This window comes from Clostridium sp. MCC328, from assembly GCF_018785465.1.
Taxonomy (GTDB): domain Bacteria; phylum Bacillota; class Clostridia; order Lachnospirales; family Lachnospiraceae; genus Pilosibacter; species Pilosibacter fragilis.
This window is the reverse complement of sequence record NZ_WQPW01000046.1, coordinates 1-26,764: the sequence shown is the minus strand read 5'-3', so window position 1 is coordinate 26,764 and position 26,764 is coordinate 1. Positions and strand designations below refer to the sequence as shown.

26 protein-coding genes and 1 pseudogene are annotated in these 26,764 nt (G+C 50.8%); 17 read left to right on the top strand and 10 right to left on the bottom strand.

The features are described from left to right. The first annotated feature begins 1 nt into the window (after position 1). The 17 genes from GPK83_RS08225 to GPK83_RS08140 all read left to right on the top strand — a co-directional run bounded on the left by GPK83_RS08225 (position 2) and on the right by GPK83_RS08140 (position 18,426). Positions 2 to 2,401, top strand: a complete 2,400-nt coding sequence (locus GPK83_RS08225) for an ATP-binding protein (RefSeq protein ID WP_215704524.1) — start codon at positions 2 to 4, stop codon at positions 2,399 to 2,401. 14 nt (positions 2,402 to 2,415) lie between these two features. Next, entirely contained in the window at positions 2,416 to 3,039 is a 624-nt protein-coding gene (locus GPK83_RS08220; protein ID WP_076917510.1) for a nitrogen fixation protein, read from the top strand. A 28-nt stretch (positions 3,040 to 3,067) separates the two neighbouring features. After that, the gene (locus tag GPK83_RS08215) at positions 3,068 to 4,021 is read left to right on the top strand and encodes a site-specific DNA-methyltransferase (protein WP_076917587.1); all 954 of its coding nucleotides are present in this window, start codon (positions 3,068 to 3,070) and stop codon (positions 4,019 to 4,021) included. Beyond that, positions 4,021 to 6,225 carry a C40 family peptidase gene (locus tag GPK83_RS08210; RefSeq protein WP_215704520.1) on the top strand — a complete coding sequence of 735 codons (2,205 nt, stop codon included), beginning with the start codon at positions 4,021 to 4,023 and terminating at the stop codon, positions 6,223 to 6,225. The genes GPK83_RS08215 and GPK83_RS08210 overlap by 1 nt, the downstream gene beginning before the upstream one ends. A gap of 16 nt (positions 6,226 to 6,241) precedes the next feature. Continuing rightward, positions 6,242 to 6,478, top strand: a complete 237-nt coding sequence (locus GPK83_RS08205) for a DUF4315 family protein (RefSeq protein WP_110441572.1) — start codon at positions 6,242 to 6,244, stop codon at positions 6,476 to 6,478. Continuing rightward, positions 6,471 to 7,250 (top strand): DUF4366 domain-containing protein, encoded by a 780-nt coding sequence (locus tag GPK83_RS08200; RefSeq protein WP_215704519.1) that lies wholly within the window; start codon positions 6,471 to 6,473, stop codon positions 7,248 to 7,250. The genes GPK83_RS08205 and GPK83_RS08200 overlap by 8 nt, the downstream gene beginning before the upstream one ends. Then, positions 7,247 to 9,316, top strand: a complete 2,070-nt coding sequence (locus GPK83_RS08195) for a DNA topoisomerase 3 (RefSeq protein WP_215704518.1) — start codon at positions 7,247 to 7,249, stop codon at positions 9,314 to 9,316. The genes GPK83_RS08200 and GPK83_RS08195 overlap by 4 nt, the downstream gene beginning before the upstream one ends. Further along, entirely contained in the window at positions 9,313 to 10,071 is a 759-nt protein-coding gene (locus GPK83_RS08190; RefSeq protein WP_215704517.1) for a phosphoadenosine phosphosulfate reductase, read from the top strand. The genes GPK83_RS08195 and GPK83_RS08190 overlap by 4 nt, the downstream gene beginning before the upstream one ends. A gap of 16 nt (positions 10,072 to 10,087) precedes the next feature. Next, the gene (locus tag GPK83_RS16865) at positions 10,088 to 12,166 is read left to right on the top strand and encodes a DUF3849 domain-containing protein (RefSeq protein WP_252196278.1); all 2,079 of its coding nucleotides are present in this window, start codon (positions 10,088 to 10,090) and stop codon (positions 12,164 to 12,166) included. A 12-nt stretch (positions 12,167 to 12,178) separates the two neighbouring features. Continuing rightward, entirely contained in the window at positions 12,179 to 13,372 is a 1,194-nt protein-coding gene (locus GPK83_RS08175; RefSeq protein ID WP_215704516.1) for a DNA mismatch repair protein MutS, read from the top strand. A 1-nt stretch (position 13,373) separates the two neighbouring features. Then, on the top strand, positions 13,374 to 13,589 hold the full coding sequence (locus GPK83_RS08170; RefSeq protein WP_215704515.1) for a transposon-transfer assisting family protein: 216 nt from the start codon (positions 13,374 to 13,376) through the stop codon (positions 13,587 to 13,589). Between the two features lie 13 nt (positions 13,590 to 13,602). Then, positions 13,603 to 15,375, top strand: coding sequence for an antirestriction protein ArdA (locus tag GPK83_RS08165; protein WP_252196277.1), 1,773 nt, complete (start codon positions 13,603 to 13,605; stop codon positions 15,373 to 15,375). Beyond that, entirely contained in the window at positions 15,372 to 15,593 is a 222-nt protein-coding gene (locus GPK83_RS08160; protein WP_215704513.1) for a hypothetical protein, read from the top strand. Before GPK83_RS08165 ends, GPK83_RS08160 begins: the two co-directional genes overlap by 4 nt. A 275-nt stretch (positions 15,594 to 15,868) precedes the next feature. Beyond that, entirely contained in the window at positions 15,869 to 16,204 is a 336-nt protein-coding gene (locus GPK83_RS08155; protein ID WP_008396821.1) for a helix-turn-helix transcriptional regulator, read from the top strand. 141 nt (positions 16,205 to 16,345) lie between these two features. Beyond that, positions 16,346 to 16,861, top strand: a complete 516-nt coding sequence (locus tag GPK83_RS08150; protein WP_215704512.1) for an SLOG family protein — start codon at positions 16,346 to 16,348, stop codon at positions 16,859 to 16,861. A gap of 180 nt (positions 16,862 to 17,041) precedes the next feature. Then, a complete protein-coding gene (locus GPK83_RS08145; RefSeq protein WP_215704511.1) occupies positions 17,042 to 17,377 on the top strand; it encodes a helix-turn-helix transcriptional regulator in 336 nt (111 codons plus the stop codon). Next, the gene (locus GPK83_RS08140; RefSeq protein ID WP_215704510.1) at positions 17,374 to 18,426 is read left to right on the top strand and encodes a DNA cytosine methyltransferase; all 1,053 of its coding nucleotides are present in this window, start codon (positions 17,374 to 17,376) and stop codon (positions 18,424 to 18,426) included. Before GPK83_RS08145 ends, GPK83_RS08140 begins: the two co-directional genes overlap by 4 nt. A 36-nt stretch (positions 18,427 to 18,462) precedes the next feature. Here the strand turns inward: GPK83_RS08140 and GPK83_RS08135 are convergent, their stop codons facing one another. The 10 genes and pseudogenes from GPK83_RS08135 to GPK83_RS08090 all read right to left on the bottom strand — a co-directional run. Then, a complete protein-coding gene (locus GPK83_RS08135) occupies positions 18,463 to 19,428 on the bottom strand; it encodes a restriction endonuclease PLD domain-containing protein (protein ID WP_215704509.1) in 966 nt (321 codons plus the stop codon). A gap of 21 nt (positions 19,429 to 19,449) precedes the next feature. Continuing rightward, positions 19,450 to 19,872, bottom strand: coding sequence for a very short patch repair endonuclease (locus GPK83_RS08130; protein WP_215704508.1), 423 nt, complete (start codon positions 19,870 to 19,872; stop codon positions 19,450 to 19,452). Positions 19,873 to 19,882: 10 nt separating this feature from the next. Next, on the bottom strand, positions 19,883 to 21,742 hold the full coding sequence (locus tag GPK83_RS08125) for a Z1 domain-containing protein (protein WP_215704507.1): 1,860 nt from the start codon (positions 21,740 to 21,742) through the stop codon (positions 19,883 to 19,885). Beyond that, positions 21,742 to 22,905: a restriction endonuclease PLD domain-containing protein gene (locus tag GPK83_RS08120; RefSeq protein WP_215704506.1), complete on the bottom strand. Its 1,164-nt coding sequence runs from the start codon at positions 22,903 to 22,905 to the stop codon at positions 21,742 to 21,744. The genes GPK83_RS08125 and GPK83_RS08120 overlap by 1 nt, the downstream gene beginning before the upstream one ends. Continuing rightward, positions 22,902 to 23,147, bottom strand: a complete 246-nt coding sequence (locus GPK83_RS08115; RefSeq protein WP_215704505.1) for a helix-turn-helix transcriptional regulator — start codon at positions 23,145 to 23,147, stop codon at positions 22,902 to 22,904. The genes GPK83_RS08120 and GPK83_RS08115 overlap by 4 nt, the downstream gene beginning before the upstream one ends. A 162-nt stretch (positions 23,148 to 23,309) precedes the next feature. Further along, the gene (locus tag GPK83_RS08110; protein ID WP_215704504.1) at positions 23,310 to 24,677 is read right to left on the bottom strand and encodes a relaxase/mobilization nuclease domain-containing protein; all 1,368 of its coding nucleotides are present in this window, start codon (positions 24,675 to 24,677) and stop codon (positions 23,310 to 23,312) included. Then, positions 24,638 to 24,967: a plasmid mobilization relaxosome protein MobC gene (mobC, locus tag GPK83_RS08105; RefSeq protein WP_118480153.1), complete on the bottom strand. Its 330-nt coding sequence runs from the start codon at positions 24,965 to 24,967 to the stop codon at positions 24,638 to 24,640. The genes GPK83_RS08110 and mobC overlap by 40 nt, the downstream gene beginning before the upstream one ends. 262 nt (positions 24,968 to 25,229) lie before the next feature. Continuing rightward, entirely contained in the window at positions 25,230 to 25,652 is a 423-nt protein-coding gene (locus tag GPK83_RS08100) for a YolD-like family protein (RefSeq protein WP_215704523.1), read from the bottom strand. A 90-nt stretch (positions 25,653 to 25,742) separates the two neighbouring features. Beyond that, on the bottom strand, positions 25,743 to 26,651 hold the full coding sequence (locus tag GPK83_RS08095) for a radical SAM mobile pair protein B (protein WP_215704503.1): 909 nt from the start codon (positions 26,649 to 26,651) through the stop codon (positions 25,743 to 25,745). After that, positions 26,639 to 26,764, bottom strand: a pseudogene (locus GPK83_RS08090) (radical SAM mobile pair protein A); the annotation flags it as partial. The pseudogene GPK83_RS08090 and the gene GPK83_RS08095, both read right to left, overlap by 13 nt.

Here is a 26,764-nt window from a genome sequence, read left to right as displayed (position 1 = left end):
GATGACGGTCAAGAACGGCATCGTTTACGGCGATGCCCTTTCCGCTCAGGAGAAGAAGCGGATCGTCATGCAGAAGAAAAAGGACAGGAAGGCAAAGAAAGTCCGCAAGTCCGCCCAGCAGACCATTCCCTATGTGGAAATGTGCCGCGACGGTATCTGCAAGGTGAACAGCCGCCTCTTCACGAAGTCCATCGCCTTTGAGGACATCAACTACCAGCTTGCGCAGAACGAGGACAAAACTGCCATCTTTGAGAACTGGTGCGACTTTCTGAACTACTTCGACAGCTCGATCTTCGTCCAGCTCTCCTTCATCAATCAGAAGGCAAGCCTCAATGAGTTCCGCAAGCGCATCAACATTCCGGCACAGGAGGACGCCTTCAACGACATCCGCTCCGAGTATTCCGGTATGCTGCAAAACCAGCTCACCAAGGGCAACAACGGGCTGATCAAGAGGAAGTACATCACCTTCGGCATTGAGGCGGACTCCCTCCGCACGGCAAAGCCGAAGCTCGAACGCATTGAAACCGACATCCTCAACAACTTCAAAACTCTCGGCGTGAAAACCGAGCCGCTGTCCGGCTACGAACGGCTGAAAGTGCTTCATGATGTGTTCAATATGGACAGCAATGAGCCGTTCCGCTTTTCCTTCGATATGGTTGCCCGGACGGGGCTTTCCAGCAAGGACTTCATCGCTCCCACTTCCTTTGACTTCCGTGAAGGCAAGTGCTTCAAGATGGGCAAAACCATCGGTGCGGTGAGCTTCCTGCAAATCCTCGCGCCGGAACTCAATGACCGTATGCTTGCCGACTTCCTTGAGATGGACAGCAACATTACGGTCAATTTTCATATCCGGACGATTGACCAGGCGAAGGCAATCAAGAGCATCAAATCGAAAATTACCGACCTCGACAAGATGAAGATCGAAGAGCAGAAAAAGGCAGTCCGCTCCGGCTACGATATGGACATCATCCCGTCCGATCTTGCCACCTTCGGCGGTGAGGCAAAGCGTCTGTTGCAGGATCTCCAGACCCGCAATGAGAGACTATTCCTTGTGACCATCCTCATCATGAATACGGCAACCAACCGCCAGAAGCTCGAAAACGCGGTGTTCCAGACCGCCGCCATTGCCCAAAAGTATAACTGTGCGCTCAAGCGTCTTGACTTCCAGCAGGAAGAAGGGCTGATGTCCTCTTTGCCTATCGGCGTCAATCAGGTGGAAATCGAACGAGGACTGACCACTTCCAGCACAGCGGTTTTCGTGCCGTTCACCACACAGGAGCTTTTTCAGGGCGGCGAAGCTCTCTACTACGGGCTGAACGCGCTGTCCAACAACATGATCATGGTTGACCGCAAGCAGCTCAAGAACCCCAACGGGCTGATCTTGGGTACACCCGGTTCCGGCAAGTCCTTCTCCGCCAAGCGAGAAATGACGAACGCCTTCCTCATCACGGAGGATGACATCATCGTCTGCGACCCCGAAGCCGAGTATTTTCCCCTTGTGCAGAAGCTCGGCGGTCAGGTCATCCGCATCTCGCCGGTCAGCACGGATTACATCAATCCGCTGGACATCAACACGAACTACTCCGAAGAGGAAAACCCGCTGACGCTGAAATCTGACTTCATCCTCTCCATGTGTGAGCTGATTGTCGGCGGCAAGGACGGCTTGCAGCCGGTTGAGAAGACCATCATTGACCGTAGCGTCCGCATGGTCTATCAGGAGTTCCTTGCAGATCCTAAACCGGAGAAAATGCCGATCCTCGAAGACCTCTACAACATTCTGAGAAATCAGAAGGAACCGGAGGCACAGCGCATCGCAACTGCCCTTGAAATCTATGTTCACGGCTCTCTGAACGTCTTCAATCACAGAACGAATGTGGATGTCAACAATCGCTTCGTCTGCTATGACATCCGCGAACTCGGCAAGCAGCTCAAAAAGCTCGGTATGCTGATCGTGCAGGATCAGGTGTGGAACAGAGTCACCATCAACCGCGCCCAGCACAAGGCAACGCGCTACTACATGGACGAGTTCCACCTTTTGCTGAAAGAGGAACAGACCGCCGCGTACAGCGTGGAAATCTGGAAGCGTTTCAGAAAATGGGGCGGCATCCCGACCGGCATCACTCAGAACGTCAAGGATCTGCTTGCGTCCCGTGAGGTGGAGAACATCTTTGAAAACTCGGATTTTGTCTACCTTCTGAATCAGGCATCCGGCGACCGGCAGATTCTCTCGAAGGCACTGAACATCTCGCCCAGCCAGCAGAACTACATCACCAATTCCAATGCCGGTGAAGGGCTGATCTTCTACGGCTCCACCATCGTGCCTTTCAAGGACGATTTTCCCAAGAATACGCAGCTCTATCGCATCATGACCACCAAGCCCGAAGAAACCGTACAGAACTAAGGAGGATTTTGAATATGGATAAGAACTTTAACCTTGAGAACGCCAAGAGCATCATCGCAGAAGCCAGCGGTGTTCCCGTAAATACCACGTTTGGTAGCATCACCAAGCCGATTGACCTTCTGCTTGAGGTCATCGACATGAGCGCCGATCTCATTGCCCTCATCCACGAGGAAACCGAACTGAAAAAGCACCATCGCGCCTACCTCCACGTTCATGAGGAACTGGAGGACTGCGCCGACCAGATGGCAGAGCGTATGCAGGAGATTTTCGATGAGACCACTGACTGTGTGATCAAGCTGATGAAGGATGTCCACGAGACGTTCCGAGTCCGCAAGCAGGAAGCGGCTGAGGACGATGCCGATACCGTCACCATCGCCAAGGAAGACTACGAAACCATGATCGACGATCTGCTCACGATGTCCGAAATCATTCAGTGCGTCGCAGATATGCGCACGCAGGATGTGAAGGCAATCCGCGAGTTCGGCAAGTTCGTCCCCGCCTTTGCCGCCTTTGAGAAGAACCGCCTGAGCCTCTATCGTGAGGCGGCGAAGGAAGCCGAGGAAATCTTCGACCGTTGGGCGGACGAGATTGACGATCTCGATGAGGACTACGAGCCGGACGAGTTCTTCTCTGACTGAGCCGTCCGGCTCTCAAAGGAAGGAGCTGATACCCATAGAGCTTGACATCATTCATACCGGCGATTGCCTTGAAATCCTGAAAACGCTGCCCGATGACAGCGTTCATTGCTGTGTGACGTCCCCTCCGTATTACGCGCTCCGCGATTACGGCATGGAGGCTCAGATCGGCAGAGAGACAACGCCGAAGGAATATATCTCGCGCCTGACGGAAGTGTTTACCGAAGTCAGGCGCGTTTTGCGTCCGGATGGAACGCTCTGGCTGAACATCTCGGACACCTACGCCGGAAAAGGCAATCAGGGAGATTTCATTGACCCGAAGAACCCATACGGCAGAAACGGTCAGGCTGTGGCTCTCAACAACAAGGTTGAGGGCTGCAAGCCGAAGGACATGATCGGTATTCCGTGGATGCTTGCTTTTGCCCTCCGCGATACCGGCTGGTATCTGCGCAACGACATCATCTGGATGAAGGATAACCCCATGCCGGAGAGCGTCAAAGACCGATGCGCCCGCTGCTATGAGCATATTTTCCTGTTCTCAAAGTCCAAGAAGTATTTCTTTGACTACAAAGCGATTTCAGAGCCGATTGCCCCTGCAACGGCAGAACGCCTCAAGCGCGGCATGAAGGGCGGCAACAAATACGGCAAACCCGTTCCCGGTCAGCCTCAGCCGCAGTCCATCAACCGCCCCCGTGAGCATGGCGAGATCAAGGACGCAGACATCAATCCGCTCCGCAATAAGCGCGATGTCTGGAAGATCAACACCGTCCCCTTCAAGGGCGGTCATTATGCCGCCTACCCTCCGAAGCTGGTTGAAACCTGTCTTCTCGCCGGTTGTCCCGAAGGCGGCATTGTGCTTGACCCCTTTATGGGGAGCGGCACAACCGGCATGGTTGCCGCGCAGATGGGGTGTCATTTCGTCGGCATCGAGCTGAACCCTGAATACACCGAGCTTGCCTACAAGCGGATTGGAGGTGAAATCTGATGTCCAAGGAACCGGAACTCAAAGCCCGCGACAAGGTAGTCGTGCGGATGACGCGGGAGGGCGCGGTCGAGGAAAACCTGACGGCTGGCACCGAACAGCGTGTGTCAAAGAGGCTGGAAGATGCGGAGCTGGTGAAGCCCGGTGAGACAGTCGAGCCTTCCGAAGCTCTTTCTGCGGAGGAACAGAAAAAGGTGCAGATGCGCCATCAGCAGCGTCAGTTTCAGGCGGAACACGCCGAGGATAATGACACACAGCCGCTCTCGGAAACGCCCGTCACAGAAGAGAGAAGGGCAGAAAATCCACCCCAGAATGTACCCGAACCGCTGCCTTCGGAAACGCCGTTCAAGCCTCCTGTTTTGGAGCAGCACGGTGTTTCTTCTCATACCGGCACGGTGATTGCCGAAACGGTTGTCACCCACAAGCTGCGCAAGACCTCTGCGGTTGAAGCCGTTGATGCAGATGCCGTTCTCACTCAAGCGGCGGAGACTGCCTCTGCAAAGCCGCTCTCGGACGATGCAGTCCCGCCCACGAAGCGGATGCAGAAGCTCGAAAGGAAGTCTGAGAAGGCACATGAGCGTCTGGATGCTGCCCGTGAAAAGCTGCCCACGCACAAGGTTCTCAAGAAAGAGCGCGTTTTTGATGAAGAGACCGGCAAGGGCAAAACCCGCCTTCATTTTGAGGATGAGCTGAAAAAACCAAAGGGCAAAGGCAAGCTGCAATTTGAAGCGGATAAAACCGTCCGCAAGGTCGGTGACACCCTTGCTTCCGGCATTCACGGCAAAATCCATGAGGTCGAGCAGGAAAACTCGGCGGTTGAGGCGGCGCATAAAACAGAGATTGCCGCTGAGACCGCTGCGAGGCATTTCCGTCATCATCGGGAAAGCAGCGTCAACAAGCCTTATGAGAAGGTCTCCAAGCTGGAACACAAGGCGGATGCTGCTGATGCGAAGCTCCAATATGAGAGAAATCAGCAGGAGCATCCTGAGATGAAGAAGCAGAACATGAACAAGCACTACCAGAAGCAGAGCATTAAGAAGGAATATGCCGCCGCTCGAAATGCCGGTTCTCAGACTGCCGGGACTGCCACAAAAAGCACCGGCAAGAAGCTCGGTGAGAAGGCGTCCGACAAGATCAAGGAGTTCTTTGAGAAGAACAAGAAGGTCTTCATCTGGATCGGCGTCGGAATTGCCCTTCTCGTTTTGCTCGGTGCCGGAATCAGCTCGTGTTCGATGCTCACCTCTACCGGTTCGTCGGTTATCGCTTCCTCCTATCTCAGCGAGGATGATGCGATGCTGGGCGCAGAAGCGCAGTATTGCCAAATGGAGCAGGAGCTGCAACGCTATCTCGACACCTACGAAAGCACTCACAACTACGATGAATACCACTTCGATCTGGACGATATTGAGCATGACCCGTATGTGCTGATCTCCATTCTCTCGGCTCTCCATGAGGGCGAGTTCACGCTGGATGAGGTGCAGGGTACGCTCCAAATGCTGTTTGAAAAGCAGTATATCCTCACCGAAGAGGTTATCGTCGAAACCAGATACCGCACGGAAACCGACACATGGACGGACGCAGACGGCAACACGCACACGGAAACCTATCGCGTCCCGTATGACTACTACATCTGCAACGTGAAGCTCGAAAACTTCAATCTCTCCCACGTCCCGGTCTACATCATGTCTCAGGAACAGCTTTCCATGTACGCAACGTATATGTCGGTGCTGGGCAACCGCGAGGATCTGTTCGGTGACTCTCCCTACGTGGACAAATACATCACAAATCCTCCCACCGACTACGATGTCAACCCGGAATACCTGAACGACGAGAAGTTTGCGACACTGATCACCGAGGCGGAAAAGTATCTCGGCTATCCGTATGTGTGGGGCGGCTCCAATCCCGACACGTCCTTCGATTGCTCCGGCTTTGTCAGCTACGTTCTCACGAACAGCGGTCTTGTGAATACCGGACGGCTGGGCGCACAAGGGCTTTACAACGTCTGTACGCTGGTTTCAAAGGCGAATGCACAGCCCGGTGATCTCATCTTTTTCGTCGGGACGTATGACACCCCCGGTGTGTCCCACGTCGGCATCTACGTCGGTGATGGGGTCATGATCCACTGCGGCGACCCCATTCAGTACACATCCATCAATTCTTCCTACTGGCAGCAGCATTTCTACGCCTTCGGAAGACCCGCCTATTAAAAGAAAGGAGTTTTGCATGAATCCCAAGTATCAGAAAGTCCTCTCCGACATTGAGAAGGCTGAAAAGAAGAAGTCCGAAATCGAAGGTCAGCTCAAGGAGCTGTACGACAAGAAGACGGAGCTGGAAAACCTTGAAATCATCAATACCGTGCGCTCTATGGTGATGGACAAGGATCAGATCATGGCGTTCCTGTCTTCCATGAAGGGCGGCACCAAGACCGCTGAAAATATGGAGGTAATCGACAATGCGTAAGAAGTTTCGTTTTCTGACCGTCCTTGCAGTCTGCGTCATGGTGCTGTCCTGCTTCTCGGTGACGGCGTTTGCCTATGCCGATGACACCGATCAGAACCTTCCGGTCACAGAGGCAACCCAGCCCGAACAGCAGCCCGCAGTCACTCCCACGCCGGAAAAGCCGAAGGGTGAGCCGATTGACGATGAGGGCAACGCCTACACCCGTGACTTGCTCTATGACAAGGCAACCAACAAGCAGTTCATCACAGTCCAGACGAAGAACGGCAACACCTTTTTCATTGTCATCGACTACGATGCGCCCATCAACGAGGATGAGGAACAGTATCAGACGTACTTCCTGAACATGGTCGATGAGAGCGATCTGCTTGCGCTGCTGGATGAAGACACTGCGGCTGCTCTGACCACCTGTAACTGCAAGGAAAAGTGCGCTGCCGGTCAGGTCAACACCGACTGTCCGGTCTGCAAGACCAACATGAGCGAATGCACCGGCACAGCCCCCGTTACACCTGAGCCGGATAAGGATGCGGAAACCGATGTCCCCGCCCCTAAACCCGAAAAGAAATCCAACATCGGCATGATCCTCGTCATCTTCGTTCTTGCCGGTGCTGCGGGTGCAGCTTATTACTACATCAAGTTCGTCAAGGGCAGAAAGCCCAAGGATGAGGATATGGACTTCTTTGATGATGAAGGCTACGAGGAAGAGCCGTACATCAACGAGGATGATGAGCCGCAGATTGCGGAGGATGCTGAAACGGATGGTGATGAAGATTGATCTTAGTCATTGCAGAAAAGCCCAGCGTTGCCCAGTCCATCGCAAAGGTTCTGGGCGCGACGACCCGCAAGGACGGCTACATGGAGGGCGGCAATTACATTGTTTCGTGGTGCTTCGGTCATCTGGTGGAGCTGGCAGACGCCAGCTCCTACGATGAGCGGTATGCCAAGTGGCGGTATGACGATCTGCCCATTGTCCCGGAAAGCTGGATGTTTGAGGTCACAAAGGACAAATCCCAGCAGTTCAAGGTGCTGTCCGCTCTCATGAAGGACAAGCGCGTCACCGAGCTGGTCTGCGCAACCGATGCAGGACGCGAGGGTGAGCTGATCTTCCGGCTGGTCTACGACAAAGCCGGATGCACCAAGCCCTTCAAGCGTCTGTGGATCAGCTCGTTGGAGGACTCCGCCATCCGCGAAGGCTTCAATCATCTCCGGGACGGCAAGGAATATGACCGTCTCTATGAAGCGGCACTCAGCCGCTCGAAGGCAGACTGGATTGTCGGTATCAACGGCACCCGCCTGTTCACCACGCTCTATCACAAGAAGCTGGTGGTCGGGCGCGTCCAGACGCCGACCCTTGCAATGCTGGTGGAGCGTGACGGGAAAATCTCCACGTTCCAAAAGGAGAAGTATTTCAACGTCCACGTCGGCAAGGGCGATCTGACCGCCGATCTGGAAAAGGTCAAAACCGAAGAGGAAGCGAAAAAGATTACGGCGGCTTGCGAGAAAAAGCAAGCCGTCGTTTCTTCTCTCAGGCAGGAAACGAAGACGGTCAACCCTCCGAAGCTCTATGATCTGACCACCTTGCAGCGCGAGGCAAACCGATACTACGGCTTCACTGCCCAGCAGACGCTCGATCTCGTTCAGACACTTTACGAAAAGAAGCTACTGACCTATCCGCGCACGGACAGTCAGTTCATCACGGATGATATGGAGGACACTGCCCGTCAGGTCATTTCCATCGTCTGCCGCCAGCTTCCGCTTTTCTCCGGTGTTTCGGTTACTCCGGATATTGCCCGCGTAACCGACAACAGCAAGGTCACAGATCACCACGCTATTCTCCCGACCGTCCAGCTTGAAAAGCAGGATGTTTCGGCGCTTCCTCAGTCGGAGCAGAAAATCCTCAATCTTATCGGGATGCGCCTTCTGTGTGCGACCGGTGAGAAGCACACCTACGCAGAAACGCAGATCTCGCTCTCCTGCGAGGGCTATGCGTTCAAAGCCAAGGGCAAGACCGTCGTTCAAAACGGATGGAAAGCCATTGAAGAGCTGTTCAAGGCTTCCCTCAAGACGAAGGAAAAGGACGATCCCATGAAGTCCCTGCCCGAAGTCCATGAGAGCGATGTTCTGGATAATGTGTCCGCCAGCGTCACCGAACACTTCACAACGCCTCCGAAGCAGTACACGGAAGACACGCTCCTGTCTGCAATGGAGACTGCCGGAAACGATCAGTTTGACGATGACACCGAGAAGAAAGGTCTTGGAACACCCGCGACCCGCGCCGGTATCATTGAAAAGCTGGTGAAGTCCGGCTTTGCAGAGCGCAAGGGTAAGTCTCTCATTCCCACGAAGGACGGCTGCAACCTTGTCTGCGTCCTGCCGGAACAGATCACATCTCCCGCAATGACGGCGGAATGGGAAAACACGCTCATGGAGATTGAGCGCGGCAATGCGGATGCAGACGCATTTCTCAGCGGCATTGTCCGGATGACCGGCGATCTGGTAAAAGCCTATCCGTTCCTCTCCGATGCCGAAGCCCAGCGTTTCGGCACGGGTAAGGAGGAAATCGGCAAATGTCCCCGCTGCGGCTCTCCGGTCTACGTCGGCAAGGGCAATTTCTACTGCTCGAACAAGGAATGCTCCTTCTGCCTGTGGGAAGACAACAAGTTCTTTTCCAGCAAGAAAAAGAAGCTGACCAAGAGGATTGCAAAGGAGCTGCTGGACAAGGGCTGGTGCCGCGTGACTGGGCTTTACACGCCGAAGAAGCCTCAGCTCTATGATGCGGTCATTCGTCTGGATGACAGCGGAGGCAAATACGTCAGCTTCAAGATGGAGTTTGATCGATGACCCGCCCAAAGTATGTTGCTTCATGCAGCGGAGGCAAAGACAGCGTAGCGACGCTCCTGCTGGCTGCACAGCACAATGAGCCGCTTGACGAGGCGGTTTTCAGTGAGGTCATGTTCGACAAAGACACAAGCGGCGAAGTCCCGGAACACCGGGACTTCATTTATGACCGGCTCAAGCCCTTCTGCGAAAAGGAGCTGGGCATCAAGTTCACCATTCTCCACGCGGACAAGACCTACGATGAGGTGTTCCATCGTGTCATCACCCGCGGACCGCACAAGGGCGAGGTTCGCGGCTTTGCATGGGCTGGTATGTGCGTGGTCAATCGTGACTGCAAAATCCCGCCAGTCCGCAAGTACAATGCCGCACTCTCGCCGGACACTGTGAGCTATGTCGGCATCGCGGAGGATGAGCCAAAACGCCTTGCTCGTCTGGATGGAATAACGAAGGTCAGTCTGCTTGCCAAATACGGTATGACCGAGGCGGACGCCTACAAGCTCTGTCAGGAAAACGGGCTGCTTTCCCCAATCTACGCTCACTGCCGAAGAAACGGCTGCTGGTTCTGTCCCAACGCCAGTGACTCGGAGCTGCTGCACATGGTCACAAAGCACCCGGATATGTTTGACCGGCTGATTGAATGGGAGAACGAGGATAACATCTTCCATCGTCGGATGACGCGCAGAGAAACCCCGTCTGAGGTAAAGGCTCGTTTACTGAGCAAATCCCAGACGGGGTTTTCTTCGCCCAAAAGCAAATAAGAAATGGAGGTTTGAGATGGCTGAAAACAAAAATGCACAGCAAGTCCGCGAGATTACGGACAAGCTGGAACAGGGCATCAAGGAGCTGTTTGAATCCGAGCGGTTCAAGGAATATCTCCGCACGATGTCCAAGTTCTACAACTATTCCTTCAACAACACCCTGCTCATTGCGATGCAGAAGCCGGAGGCAACCTATGTTGCCGGTTATACCTCGTGGCAGCGCAACTTTGACCGTCAGGTCATGAAGGGCGAAAAGGGCATCAAGATTCTTGCACCCGCGCCGTACAAGGCGCAGGAAGAGCGTGAGAAGATTGATCCTTTGACGCAGAAGCCGGTGATCGGCGCAGATGGGAAGGCTGTCACGGAAACGGTTGAGGTCCTGCGTCCTGCCTTCAAGGTGGTCAGTGTCTTCGATGTCTCACAGACGGACGGCAAGGAGCTTCCGAACATCATCGTCGATGAGCTGAAAGGCACCGTCGAAAACTACGAGGCGTTCTTCGACGCGCTCAGGCAGGAATCTCCCGTCCCTATTTCCTTTGAGGACATTCCGGGCGGTGCAAAGGGATTCTTCTCGCCGGTTGAAAGCCGCATTGCCATTCAGGAGGGCATGAGTGAAATCCAGACGGTCAAAACCGCCATTCACGAGATTGCTCATGCCAAGCTCCACGCCGTCAACCCAGACGAGAAAACTGCCCCCGAAGACAAGAAGGATCGGCACACCAAGGAGGTTGAGGCAGAAAGCGTTGCCTACACCGTCTGCCAACGGTACGGCATTGAAACCTCGGACTACTCCTTCGGTTACATCGCCGGTTGGTCATCCGGCAAGGAAACCAAGGAGCTGAAAAGCTCTCTGGACACCATCCGCAAGACGGCGGCTGAAATGATCGAGGGCATTGACGCCAAGATGAGACTGCTATCACAGAATAGAAACATTGAACCTCATGTCGCACTTGAGATTGGAGGCAAAGGATATGTCGAGGTAAATACAGTCAAAGATGGTTTCGCATATCAACTCTTTGATTCTTCTCTAATCATGAAAGATCACGGTTTTGTCCCTGACCCTGACAGCTCTGCTTCCTCTGTTGCAGAATCGTTGTGTGTGGAATTGGGCGTGCTTGAGTCCGACATTTATGTTATTCCTCATCAGGATTTCGTGTTAATGCTAAATGAAAAAAACAGCAATCTCCCCATTTACCGCGAGACGGCGAATTACGCCTATGAAGCCGGTGAGCTGGAGTCATATCGTGCTTCTCTCGCCGCAAACGTGGAATGCCGCAGTGCGATTGAAGCGGCGATCAGCTCCAACTACGGAGATAACCGGCTGGATGCGGATGCTGCCGTGAAGAGCGTCCTTGAGCAGTTCTCTCCGGAGCGTGTCCGGTACGTCCTCGCAAACACCATTCAGCAGAAAAACTTTGACGGGCGCATTCCGCAGCCCCTCAAGGAGTGGGCAAAGAGCGTTAATGTCTGCCCGGAGAATGCCTCCCGCTTCCTTGTGGATAAACCCAATCCCGGACTGACGGCACTTTTCGTGGATGCGTTCCGACAGCAGACCGAAACTCAAAAGGAAGTCATGCCTGAGAAAGCAGAGGAAAGAGACCCGGAGGTCGTTGCATGGGAGAACGATGAAATTGCCTCTATTGAGGTAAAAACCGTGGAGGTCAAGTCTCCCTTTGCTCCCTTGCCGGAGGAAGCAGCGCAAGCACCGAAGGCACACCGTCTGACTGCCGAAGAGAAGGAAATCAAAGCCGCCGTCATGGACACGCTCAAGGGGCAGATTGCCTATAACAATGACGGTATGCGGGCGTCCTATCGCTCTTCCAATCATTCCTTCAATCTGCTGGCGCGGAACGGCGTCAGGATCGAGGGCAACACGGTCACGCAGAACGGTGAGCCGCTGTTCAAAATCCATCGCCGTCATGCGGCGCGGAAAACACAGGGCTGTTACCGTGAGCTGATGCCGACGCTGGAATATGTCAGGCAGGAGCAGAAACAGGAAAAGCCCTCTATCCGCGATCAGCTCAAAGCTGCCGCAAAACAGCAGCCGGAGAAGAAGTCTCCGGTCAAATCCAAAACGCACGACATGGAGTTGTGAGAAAGGAGACGCATGAAGAAATACACAGACGTTGACATCGTTGCGGAGCTGCAGAAGCTCGTGGACAGTCATGTAGACAGCTACAAGGAAGACTTCGACATCGACAAGCGCATCATCCGCCGCGCCGCCGAAAGCCGGAATCCCGAAGACAAGACGCTGATGTGGTTCTGCCGCCCGCATGGGACGCACTGCCTCAATGAAAATCAGGTCTTTATTCAGGGAACGCGAGATCACAATACCTTTCGCTTTTACGCGGAACAGACCTACGACGAGTGCGTTGCCCGCGTCATTGTCCCGAAAGCCGTTAAGCGCGGCAAGGTCTTCGGAGATGTCTTTGAGATCAACTACCGGGAACAGGCGGCAAATGTGGCGCAGAACTCGGTTGCGCCGGATCATGACCGGCTGACCTTCGCAGACGGCTATGCGCTGGATGCACCCTGCCGCAGCAGCTTCGATGCAGCAATGGCTCTGGTCGGTGAGCATGGCGGCGTCAAAACCTACCAGACGCTCCCGAAGGACGCGGATGCTCTGGTGGAAGTGCTGTCTAAGCAGAAAAGCCGCCGTGACAGACTTCCGGAGGCAGAGAGAACGGAGGCGCTTGCGCCTCTGCCCGTTGCTGAACTCCGCAAATATGAGGCAATCAAAAAGGCTCACCCTGACGCGCTGGTCTGCTTTGCCCAGAACGGCTATTTTGAGCTGTACGGCAAGGATGCAAAAAAAGCCGCGCCGCTTCTCGGAACAAAACTCCTTGAGAAGAAGGTGCGCGGCAAGCCTTCCATGCCGGTGACCGGCTTCCGTGAAAGCGCATGGGTAGCCGGTTCTCACAAGCTCTGGAAGTCCGGCGCAGATGTCTTTCTCAGCAAGGACGGCGAGACCTTCAAGGAACTCAAAGCCGCAGATTACATTCCTGTCGGCGCAACGCTGAATGTGGACGGAATCAAGTGCAGAATTGACGCGGTTGATTTTGCCGCTGATGAAGTCCGGCTGACCAACATCGAGGACAAGAACCGCCCCATCCGCTTTTCTGAAAGCATCCAATATATCCGCTCCTATGTGGAGGATGCCGGAACTGCTATCTACGACACCATCCCGAAGAAGCCCGCAGCCCGTAAATCCATCCGCGACAAACTGAAATCCGCGCAGAAAGCCCAGCCGCCCCATACACCGAAACCACAGAAATCAAAAGGAAAGGATATGGAACTCTGATATGAAAAACTTTACCGTGGAAGAAATCAACCTGATGTACTGCTTCAACACATCCAGCCGGAAGCGGCTGATCGACGATATGAAGAGCGTCACCCTGAACGACATGGACGGCGAGATCGCAGAGCTGATGTATAAGACCGTCCGGAAGCTCGAAGCCATGACCGATGCTGAGTTTGAGGAACTGTATATCATGCCGGACGGCATGATGGATGACTGAAAGGAGGATGTCCATGCCCGTATTAGACGGTGATTTTGAAGCCTTCGTCACGAACCTTGGCAAGTACAACGAGGGTATGCTGATCGGTGAGTGGGTGAAGCTGCCCACCACCGAGGAAGAGATGCAGAAAGTCTTTGAGCGCATCGGGATCGGCAAGCAGGATGAGTTCGGTCAGCCCTACGAAGAGTGGTTTATCACCGACTACGAATGTCCGATCTACGGCGTCCAGAAGATGCTTGGCGAGTACGAGAGCCTTGATAAGCTCAACTACCTTTCCGCTTTGATTGACGAGCTTTCCCTGAGCGATCAGGAAAAGCTCGCTGCCATTATGGAGGCTGGCTGCGATGAGGTCAGCGACATCGACGATCTCATCAACCTGACGTTCAATCTGGACTGCTACGACATCATGCCCGGTATCAACGACGAATCCGACCTCGGCTATTATTACGCCCACGAAGCCGGTATCTACTCCGAAAAGGATCTCGGTCCTCTGGCAAACTACATCGACTATGAACGCTATGGGCGCGACATTGCGATGGATGAGCAGGGACGTTTCACCGATGAGGGCTATGTCCGCGTTGCAAGCGAGAGGTGGGACAGGCAGTTTGACGGGGAGCTTGATGATATTCCCGACGAATACCGGATCACCGGCTCAGGAGAAGCCGCCGAGCGTGACAGCACTATTGCAGTTCTCGTTGTTGAGCCGGGGAAGGAACCTTATGTGAAGGAGATTGACTCTGGTCTGGAGTCCTTGCAGCATGAGGTCGGCGGCTGCATCGAGGCGATTTATCCCTACGAAGACCCTGTTGCCTTAGTCTGTAATGAGGAAGGCAAGCTGGAAGGGCTGCCGCTGAACCGCGCTCTGCGGGATGAGGACGGTGACATCTACGACGTTGTTGCCGGAACATTCATGGTAGTCGGCTTGACGGATGACAGCTTCGGTTCTCTGACCGTAGAGCAGATGCAGAAGTTCTCTGACCACTTCAAAGTGCCGGAACAGTTTGCAAAGCTGGGCGATAAGATTGTGGCGATCCCCATGATCTCGAAGGAGCAGCAGAAGCAGGAAGCTACCGAGCAGAAGGACTTTGAGATGAACGCCGACACCTCCGGTCTGACGGTTGCCGGTCATATCGGGACGTGGCACACTATTGACCAGCACGAGGTCGGCGGTCACAGCTTTTACCTGATGGAGCATGACACCTACGGCGATGAGGCGGCTTGCATCATCGTCGATGAGCGCGGCAAGCTCGTCCTTGATGATGTCTACAACGGCTTTGACGATGACACGCTCCGCCTTCTCGACCTTGAGGTCAAGGAAGTGCCGGAAATGCCCGATCCCACGCTATCCGTTCAGGATATGAAGGACTACGGCTACGCATGGGCTGGCGTCCTTCCCGCCGGTCAGGAGGCGGCTGAAAAGGCTTTGGAGAAGGGCTGCGAGGTTTACCGTCTCTATTCCGATAACACCGAGGGCTTGTGCGTGGATGCCAAGGAGATTGCCGACCATGCGGCAAAGGGCGGAATGCTCGGTATCAGCAAGGAAAGCTGGATGGCAGCTCTTGAGAAGGAAAACTACCTCAAGGCAGCGGAGATGTCGATGGAGGATGACTACGGCATGATTGACGGGATCATCAACAACGGTCCGAAGGAGGACAAGACCCTTGATGCCAAAGCCCCCGAAACCGGCGAGAAGTCCTCCATCATGGACAGGCTCAAGTCTGCAAAGGCTGAAAAGCAGAAGGAATGCTGCCCTCCCAAAAAGCACAAAGGAGAGCTTGACTTATGAGCAGAAGTCAGAAATGGCGGCATGAGTGGTCGTTCTTCATCGGGGACAGCGGACGCCGGAAGTATAACCGCTTCTGCGTCCGCTGCATCCATAGCTGCAAGCAGAGCTTCCGTGCGGATCTCATCGCCTGTCCGCACTTCTCCCGCAAGGCATCGCAGTGTAGACAGTTAGGGGTCGAAAAAGCCTGTGATAGCAAGCCCCAGAGCTACGAAAATTGACCGACCTAAGTGATTGTATTCCCTGCGCGGTTTCATCTTTAGCGCGGAAATAAGTGTCGATTTCGGCACTTGTTTGAATGCCCGGAAAACGAATCAAGAGCCTCTGTCGATGCCCGGTTTGGGTATCGGCAGAGGCTCTTTTTTTGTATCTTTTCTGTAAATACCGTTGAAAATCACACGCTAATACACAGCGTCACTATTAGCGTTTCTGTATAACTATGCCTCTAACCCATATAATTGTTATAAGCGTTATAGAAAAGGTGTAGGTACGCGCTATGATTGACAAACGAATAGGTAAACGAGTAAAACAATGCCGGGAACGCCTCGGAATCTCGCAAGAAGAGCTTGCGGAAAAGACCGGGCTGACTGCAAATTATATTTCTACGGTTGAACGTGGCATGTCGTTTCCTCGCTGTGAGAAATTGATCATTCTTCTCAATGGGCTTGAGGTTTCGGCAGACGCGATTTTCTGTGACGTCCTGGAGCATTCGACAAGCTATAAATCGTCTGAACTCTCGGAGAAACTTGCTTCGTTGTCTCCGCAAGCGCAGAAGCGCATTTTGCAGATGGTTGAGCTGATGATTCAGCAGGAAACGGCAGATAATGGCTGAATCCGTCATGGGCTGTGTGATTTTATCACGCAGCCTTTTTTCTTCCCTTATTTCGACAGAATATTTCATATCTCCGTGCTATACTCTGTATCAGAGACATAGAAACAGTCTCTAATACATAGTCAGGAGATAAAAAAGAAAATGAAGACCTGTGCTTTTACCGGGCATCGTCCGCAAAACCTCCCGTTTGGTTTCAATGAGGAAGACGAACGCTGCATAGACCTCAAAAAAACTCTCAGGGAGCAAATCATCAATCTCATCGAAAATGAAGTCGTCACGCACTTTATATCCGGAATGGCAATCGGTGTAGATATGTATGCCGCTGAGATCGTACTGGGACTGAAAGCGTCCTATCCGGGAATTACGCTCGAAAGTGCCATCCCGTGTGAAAGTCAAGCTGCAAAGTGGTCGGAAGCTCTGAGAGATCGGTATTTCGACATTGCGTCCAAGTGTGATAAGGAAACACTGATTCAAACCCATTACTCGCCCGACTGCATGGACAAGCGCAACCGTTATATGGTTGACCATGCGGATGTCCTGATCGCGGTTTGGGATGGAAGCCCCAGCGGAACCGGAAAGACCGTCAACTACGCCTTGCGTCAGGGAAAACCCGTCGTGGTCATCAACCCTCGTTCGTTGAGCATTGAGCGCAGATAGAGTGAGAATAAAACGAACGAAGAGCCTCTGTCGATGCCCGGTTTGGGTATCGGCAGAGGCTCTTTTTTTGTGTCCGCATTTTTTCAATTTTGTAAAATCGCTGCGAGACCGCAGCGATTTTCTAAAAAGTGTTGCAATTTCGCAGCGAATATGCTATAATGAATATGGTGAGGTGGTCGTATGAGCAATATAGGTGATTTTCTCAAGAAACAGCGAGAAAAAAATGGACTGAGTTTGAAAGATGTCCAAAAGAAAACCGGAATTAGCAACTCAGTTCTCAGCCGCATAGAGAATGACAAAAAGCAATCCGGCGCAAGTCCAATCGTTTTGCGATCTCTATCCAAACTGTATGGTTGCAGCCTCATCGAATTGTTCATTATGGCGGACTATCTGGATGACGAAGCACTTTCTTCCTACGAGCAGGTTTTCCGTAATTCTGATCTGCTTACTGATGATGAAAGAAAAAACATCCAAGAACAGATTGACTTGTTCACGAAAGGAAGGAAGAGACAATGATTTTCAAATTAGGAGAACTCTTTTGCGGACCTGGAGGTCTTGCATGGGGTGCAACTCATGCCGATATAGGAAACCCAGAATATAAAATCGTCCACGCTTGGGCAAATGACTACGATGAGAACACTTGCAAAACATACCGTCGAAATATTTGCCCTGATGTTCCGTCGAGTGTTTACCATGCTGATGTCAGAAAATTCGATTTGACTAAGTTGTCTCCGATTGACGCATTTGCATTTGGATTCCCTTGCAATGATTACAGCGTTGTCGGTGAACAAAAGGGCATGGATGGAGTCTATGGTCCTCTTTATTCCTACGGAGTTAAGGTGTTGAAGCTGTATCAACCACAGTGGTTTCTTGCAGAAAACGTAGGTGGACTTCGCAACGCAAATGATGGCAAGGCATTCACCAAGATTCTTGACGAAATGCGCAAAGCTGGATATAAGCTTTATCCAAATCTATATAAGTTTGAAAACTACGGTATTCCGCAGGCTCGGCACAGAATCATTATTGTGGGCATCAGAAATGACATTGATGTCGAGTTCAAAATCCCCTCATGCGCTCCGTATGCAAAGATCGATAATACTTGCAAGACCGCAATCGAAGTCCCGCCCATCCCCGCTGATGCCCCTAATAACGATGCAACAAAGCAGTCTGCAACTGTTGTTGAAAGGTTGAAGTATATTAAACCGGGGCAAAACGCATTCACAGCCGATTTGCCCGAAAATCTGCAGCTGAATATTTCCGGCGCAAAAATCAGCCAGATTTACAAAAGGCTCGACCCAAACAAACCCGCATACACGGTTACTGGGAGCGGGGGCGGAGGAACACACATTTATCACTGGGCAGAACCTCGTGCGCTGACTAACAGAGAACGTGCAAGACTTCAAACTTTCCCTGATGATTTTGTGTTTGAAGGAAACAAGGAAAGTGTGCGCAAGCAAATTGGCATGGCCGTACCGTGCCGTGGCGCGAAGATAATCTTTGAGGCAATATTGAAAAGTTTTGCTGGCATTCCATACGACTCGATGCCCGCCAATATTGATGAGTAAAAACATCGGCATGACTTTGTGGTCATGCCGATGTTTTTATACAGAAAAGTCCATATAATATGTTTCTTCGTCCAATTTAATAAAAGTGACATCGGTTCGTCCGTAGTGATCAAGAGCGTCACGAGAAACGTATTCACCGTTTGCAAGCCCTAAACGATTTCGGAAATATTCTCCTAGATCACTGTTCCGTGCCGGAGTAGTAATTGCTTTATCGTTTTGCTGTTCAATCCGCAGAATCAGTTGGTGACGATCATCGGTAATTGCTGTGAAATGCCTTTCTTCCAGTGGAAAGAAGCCGCTTTTCGCTATACGCCTCGGAAGATGAATATACGCTTCGTTTGGATTTCTATTAGGTCGCTGTCCCCAGTTTAGCCCAGAACGCCGTCCCGGTTCGCCGTTTCTTGCCAGAAGGCTTAGTTTGACCGATTTATAGAGATGCTCTGTCTGTCCAATATCTTCTCGCAGTGCATTTTCGCGGTCTAAAACAGGATGTGTCGGGTGAATAAGCACATACTCTTCTACTTCGGCATGATTTGCGTAAATGCTTCGCCCTGTCAGCTCTTCATAATAGCGCATTGCCTCGGCTGGATCGCATTCAGATATGACTTCCTGCCTATGATGCCCAACAAATGATCCCTGAACAAAGTTTGCAGACCCCATAAACGCAGAGATAGGTATTCCGTCTTTTGCCCAGATATAAACATTAGAATGAACAGCAGGATTATCATAGATATAGCTGCATTCTAATTTTGAAATCTCAGGCGGCTTGCTGTCGTGCAAAAGTTGTATAAAACCCTCGTGAACGCTGACACTCACTCCGTCATAAGGAATCATTCCTACCATCAAAGATATTTTGATGGGGCAGTGTGTCCGTTTATCAAGGTTTTTCATGTACCATGACAGCATTGTCGGAGTGGCGTATGCAGATACAATATACAGCTCATCAACATCATCGGATAACGGCTCAAACAGCAGCCTCAATGCTATATCATCGTGAATCAACAACGCTACACCTACTTCCGTTTATATTTCTGAACGCTCTGAGATTGCTTGCATCACCATATCGACACATTCGGCGAGATGTTTCTTAATCTGCCATTCCCAAAGACGGATTACCCGCCAACCATCACTTTCGAGTTCGGCAGAGACCTCTTTGTCGCGCTCCATGTTCCGCTCAATCTTTGGAATCCAATAATCTCTATTTGACTTGATACGCTTATTTCGATTTTCCCAGTCATAACCGTGCCAGTAGTCAGAATCACAGAAAATAACTATGCGGTATTTTGTCAAGACAATATCTGGTTTCCCGATGAGTTGCTTGTAATTTTTGCGGTATCGAACGCCTTTGTGCCACAGTGCCTTCCGCAATGCCAGCTCAATACTGGTGTCTTTGCATTTTATAGCCTGCATATTCTTCCGGCGCTGTTCAGGAGTTAAATCATCCATGTCGTTTCATTCAGCTCTCTTCTTCCTCTGCTTCTTCTACATCATAGTAGACAACATCTTTAGGAAGCCTGATATTCGGAACCCAAAGCTGACGCCCATTCCATCCTTTGCGCCCAGTCATCTTGTACATCGTGAGAACAACTTTATCTTCAAAAGAGGCTCCCAAACTCCAATCATTCGGAGACAGCAATGCACCAGTTCCTTTTGCAACATCTCTGTTGCGTCGAACGATAAGAACACCTTGAGCAGACGGCTGTTCAGCAAGCATTGTGTCAAGAATCGAGACAAAGCTACTGACGTTGAAGTCTTCCGCAGAGGAAATGTGAGAGAAAATCTCCTTCATTAAGCGGAGATTAACTTGATAGGAAGGCTCTGCGTCGTCGAAAGGCGCAAGAAGGGCATCAAGCTGTTCAATGGTTGTGTTATCCGGATCAAACGGGTAATAGTTTGTTCCACCAGAAAGCATGAAAACTTTTTTCTTGTCCAGAACATTTGCGCGAGTAGGGTTCAGCCCCTCCGGATAGAAGATTCGGATTTTTTCTGCGCCCTGCTCAATTTGGGCGATAATGGAGTTGTTTGTCGCGTTAATATCCGCAAAGAGTTTGTACAACGGCTCGTCAATAAAGACCTCCATCATTCCCGGATCACGGTCATAGCCAAACATTCGACTATGCTGCCACATCGTGTCAGCCTGCGGCTTTTTGCTCGTTCTTGTGTAATATATTGTATGGAGTGCTGGGAATGTTACCCCGCGACCAAGGGTGTTGCCGCCAATAACGATGTTTGAGCCAGATGAATACTCTGTGCTGTCCACTTCGTTCTTCCCATTCATAACGAGGACTTTGACGCTGCCGCTATTGAGCAATTCTTTTGCTTCATTAAAAAGAGAATCAAATGTGACTCGTTCTTTCCTCTGCGGATGCAGATGGTCATATTCTTTCAGGAGTTCATCCCTAAACTCGTTTTCAAGATGTTCTTTGCACCAAAGCAATTCGTCTGTCATCGCTTTTGCATACTTTCCATGAACGGCTTGCCGGACGCTCGGATGGACTAAGCAGTTTGAAACTTTCCCTCTTGATGCAAGAATCTGACTGGAAACAGCAAGATGTCGTATAACCACTTGATGCTCTGGCTTTTTAACCGTTTCGAGAAATTTGATGCAGTCGGACGTCTTGTTCTTCGGAAAGAAAAAGTCTCCACCAAGATAAGCCTCACCCGGCTCAAAATAATAGGTAAAATAGGGGTGCCAGCCCGATGCCATAGTCTGCAAAAGAATTGCTTGAGGAGTACCTGTTACCTGCAAGTAAATACTGCTCGATGCTCCGTTTTTGATAGCGTCAAGATATTTGTTAATTGACGATTGCTTATTCCTATTTACAAGCGTGTTGAGAGAAGCTGCATCTGCCTCGTCATCAATGATAAAAAGAGGGTTTCCCTTCATAAAGCCGGTAGACGCAAAGACATTAGCCCACAGTTTCAAAACGCGATAATTCTTTTTGAGGACAACAATAGCCGGTTGAAGCAAACTATTTTCGATAAAGAGACCGGAATCGTTCTCACCGCAAACACAAAAGCCGGTAAGGTCTGCTTTAACGCGATCAAGCGTTTGTTGCTGCAGAACCACATTATCAGTTGTCAACAGGACAAAAGCAGGAAAGCCTAAATCAGCAGCTTTGCACATGATACCAAACATCTGACCTGTTTTTCCAGACTGAACATTTCCAAAAAGCAGTCCAATCTCATGACTGCAAAATGAAAAACTCTTGATGTAACGGTTCCCGACATCCTCAGCTGTATGCGAAATCGACTCTGCAAGTTTTTCGTTCCCACGGCTTGATATTGTTTTAAGATAGGTTTTTAGATACTGCATTACTCATCATCTCCTTCGTCTTTTGCCGCCTCGAAGGACAAAATCCATACATCAAGCAAAGTGCCGTCTTCTTCCTCCATTTTCTGCGTTGTTTTTGTAAGCACAAGAGTGTTGCACCCATAAGCAGACAGCATTTCCTTTGTAATCATACCCTGCCGATCTCTATCAGCCTGTGTATCATTTACAGGTGTCACAAGTCCTGCTGCGGCGAGCCGTCCCTTGATCCAACGTCCCATAATCAGCTCATCACCGACCGCGCTGAATTGTTTATTACCATCACTCGTTGTATGTGCTTTGAATGTGTACCCATCGTCCGTAACAACAGCAAAGGTAACATTTTTCTCAGGATAGCCTTCCTGTGTGGTTATCTTTTTATTTACGGTGAACTGCGTTTCGTACCAGTCACGAGATTTTCGCGCACTTCGAGGTGCGGCGTAGCTGACGTTTAGATTGGATTTTGTGTAATGACGATTATCGTCCATGTGCCGTTCAGCATACGCAGGAACTTTGATCGGCAGAATAAACGATATATCTGTCATGTGCTTCTTGTACAGCTCCGTCTGCGATGTTGTTATCTGCTCAACAAGGTCAATTCCCGTTAGTGATGTATTGACCTCTCTGATAAGCGTAAGGTCCGTAAATGTGTCAATCCTTGCAGAACAAGAGGGACTTTGAATCTGACGAATATGCGTGGCAAGCTCATTGCATTCAGTCGGATCTTCAGTTATTGCAGATAACTCATATTGTCTCCTATTAGAAGCCTCAAGTTTAATTACTCCGAGGTTTGCCGAACCAATGATAACAGATATAACCTCGCCTTTCTCATTGTAGAAAACATAAGTCTTTCCGTGGTATTTGAAAGCCCGGACAAGACGAATTTCGCCTATGCCATCGTTAATCCAACGCTCGTTGATTGCCATTGCAGTATGATAGATCGCTTCCGGGATTCCTTCAACATAGTACATTCCTATCGTTAGAATTACCTTGCGAGTATTTGAAGCTCGAATGATTTCATCCAGTTCTATGAGTGATGCTTTCGAGACATAGCCCACTGCAATTTCGATAGAGGAAGCTCGTTCTGACTGTTCACGAAAACAGTCTGCGACGCTCATCTGCCCATCCTCAAGACCCATCGGCAGAATATTTGAATATAGGATCTTCATTTATCTTCCTCCGTTCCATCAGTGTTTTGTACATCAACCTCTTGGCTGGTAAACTCCATAATGTCGGTTATCTGACAGTTCAGTGTATTGCATATTTTTTCGAGGACTTCAAGTGAAACGTACCCATTTCGGCTCATTCGCGAGACAGTGCTTGTCGCAATTTGTGCAGTCGTACTCAGTTCGCCCTTTGTCATGTCCCTGTCGATCAATAATTTCCAGAGACGTTTGTATGATACTCCCATTCAAGAATGACCTCCGGCAATATAGACTCAAAATAATTATAGCACAAGATACGCTATTTTTCAATTCTGCGCGCTGAAAAGTCACAATTTATTTGCAGTTCTCGTCAATAATACGCACAAAGTGAAGGAAGCTGAGGCAGATAAACTGTCTCAGCTCCGGATTTACTCCAATTCATTCTTTACGCTGTGTTCTTGGTCATGCTCTGCACTCGGCTTGAGAAAATCATCCACGTTTGCTTTCAAGGTGCCGATCATCCGCGCTTCCTTTTTGAGCTTCGCACGTTCATCATAGAGCCGTTGCTGCTCTTCAAGAAGTCGCTGCTGTTCCGCTTGGAGCGTCTTCAAGCTCGGCAGTTTTTCATCTCCCTGCATGGCAAGCAATGTACTCCGCGCCGCCTCAAAAATCACAAGCTCGGCTTCGTGCTTTGCTTTGAAGCTCGGCTTGTCTTTCGCTCTCTGAAAGGTATCATACACGGGCTTGAGGCGCTGGTAGTTGGAGATGTTCTTGATAAGCGGCTGGACTTCCCGCAGCCGCGCTTCAACGCCTTTCAGTTCCTTGCCGGTGCGGTCATAGGAGCTGTGAACGTCCTCGACCTTCTTCTCAAGATCGGCGTATTGGAGCAAGTTGTTTTCCGTGAGATAGTTGAGCGTCCGCGCCGCTTCCTTGAGGATTGTGAGCTTGGCTTTATACTCATAACCCCTGCTGTCGATGAGCCTGATCCGCTCCTGAATATCTCCGATAAGGGAGATGCCATTCGGCATGGTCTGCCTTTGGCTTCTTCGGGGCGTCCGTCCGGCGATCCGCTCCTTGATGCGTTCCTCGGTGTAGTTCTCTCCGATGGTTTTAGATCGGGTAAATCGCTCCTGACCTTCAGCTCGGAAGGAGATGTATTTGCCAGTCTTGATTTCATAACCGGCTTCCTGCATGAGCCGCAGAAAGTCATCGTAGTCCTTTGCTGTGATGACAAGCCGGTCGATGGTCTGCTTGAGCTTTTGCTTCCAGCTCGTGCCGCGTTTGGCTTCGGTGTATTCCTTGTAGCCCATGCCCTTGTTCTGCGACGGAGGGACCACAGACAGCCCATGTTCCTTGCATATCTCATCACTGAGTTGGCGCAGCTCCCGATAGGTTCTCTTGTTGCTCCGGTAGGCATGGAAGTCCACATAGTTCACGGCATTGAAGATGATGTGATTATGGCAATGCCCCTTGTCGATGTGGGTTGCAATCACATATTCGTACTTGCCCTTGAGCCATTCGTCCGCAAGCTGCTTTCCAACTTCATGAGCCTCTTCCGGCGTCACTTCACCGATGTCAAAGGACTGAATCAGATGACGGGCAAGTACCTTCGGCATTTGCATTCCTTGCTGCACTGCAAGGTTTCTCGTCCACTCAAATTCTTTCGCCGCCGCATCGCTTGCAGCACATCCGTAGGACGAAACATAGAAGGCATCGTCGGTCTTCTGCGGGTCGAGAATATAGGCGAGAGCTTTATTTACAGTTCCTCGGATTGGCTTGATTTTAGTAATTGCCATATCTCACCCTGCCTTTCTTTCAGCTCTGCAATATCGTCCGCATAGAAGTGTCCGGTGGAGTTGATGCGGCGGCAAATCTGATTGATGTTTGAGGCAACACGGCTGACTGCGGCGGCAAGTTTCTTCTGCTGCGTATAGTCCACCTTGATGATATAACCGTCAATCGCCATCTTCCGGAGATATGCTCCCATGTTCTTTGTTCCAAGCTGCGCCATCTTTGCCTTGATGATTCTTTTCTCATCATCGGAAACGAAGAAGAGTATCTGATTTGGTCGCGTTCTGTTTGCCATAGGCGTTCCGTCCTTTCGTAAAGGAAGAGGGTTTGGGAGACATCCCAACAAGCATTTTTCGATTAAGGGGAGGGTTTCCTTAATCGGAAATTGCCGTGTGTATATACACCGGCTGTGCTTGCTATTCTCTAAAATCGTATTCCCTCGCAGAGACTCCCCGTAAAATCCCCCTTCACTCTATACGGACAAATAAAGCAAAAATGTCAGGTATCCGAAAAAGAAAAAGACGCTCAATAGCGTCTTTTTCAAACCGTTTTCAATATTACTCAAGCACTGAGAATAGCTCTCCCTCAATAGACAGCACATCATCCATCGGAATCTTCGCGCCGTCCTGCATGGTGATCCGCCGCTCAAAATCATCGATCTTTTTGACTGCGCCGACTGCTGATACATATTTTCCGCCAGCCTTCCGCTCATCGGGCTGGAAGTAGGTAATGGTGACTTCCGGCGCGTCATCAAAGGCATCCATGAGAAGCTGATACTTCATGTCCAATGCAGTCAGAGCTTCCTCGTCAAGCTCAATCCTTTCGTCGGTCAGACGCCCGGTTTCCTTGATGGCGGAGTCATATCCGGTGAGTGCTGCAAAGGGTGCGAACTGCGCTGCTCGATCTGACATCGGCATCTGTGGTCGCGTCTTGGAGACGTGGTGAGGAAGATTGATAATCTCGTCGTACCTATTGTTCATACGCATTCTACATCGCACCTCCTAGATAAACTGGAATTGCGCGTTTGAAGCGATGCAAAATACGAATGCACCGCAGCAATAAATTTCTGTTTAACAATTTCTTTTTCCTGTATTTTCTGTCCCACGGATTTCCTCATGATAGAAATAATCCACGATTACCGGATGTCCCTGCGGGACTCTTCCATAAGGCATTTCATTATCCACAAAGGGACAATCATACTTCTTAGCCATTTCCTCAGCTTTTACTTCAAGCGCTTCAAAGCAGCTGCGGTTATGCTTGTTATAGATCTCATCGTAAAGCGGTACAAGGTCAGGATATTTTCCGGCGATATAATCCAGGATCGTCTTTTTGAAGCCGCCCCGAAGATTGAGATTTTCGAGCCAGAACAGATCGCACTGATCCTTTACCCGCTCAAAGATCGCTTCAAAATCCGTGATGCCGGGGAATACCGGAGATACGAAACAGACTGTACGGATCCCTGCGTCATATACCTGCTTCATAGCAGCGATGCGCCGCTCAATGCTCGAAGCAGAGTCCATATCGTTCTTGAAATTTTCATCCAGTGTGTTGATCGACCATGAAACGGTCACTCGTCCAAGCTTCTTCAGCAGATCAATATCCCGTACCACAAGATCAGACTTTGTGCAGATCAAAATATCTGCGTCACTGCCGATCAGCTGCTCCAGAAGTTTTCTGGTATTCCCGAATTGCTCTTCCTGTGGATTGTAGCCATCCGTCACAGAACCGATGACCACACGCTGTCCGGCATATTTCTTCGGATTTTTAATTTCCGGCCAATGCTTCACATCAAGAAAAGTGCCCCATTCCTCCGTGTGTCCGGTAAAGCGCTTCATAAAAGAAGCATAGCAATACTTGCAGGCATGTGTACAGCCTACATAAGGATTGACCGAGTAACCGCCTACCGGCAGACTGGACTTGGTCATGATGTTCTTTGTTTCCACCTCACGAATGAGGATTCCATCGATTACTTCTGCCATGATCTCTGTACCTCTAACACTTTATTGAATTTCTCCGGCATTTCCTGAATCATATTTTCATCCCCTATGATAGGGACAAGGTCTTCCTTCATAAACACCGGAATGCCGAGTGC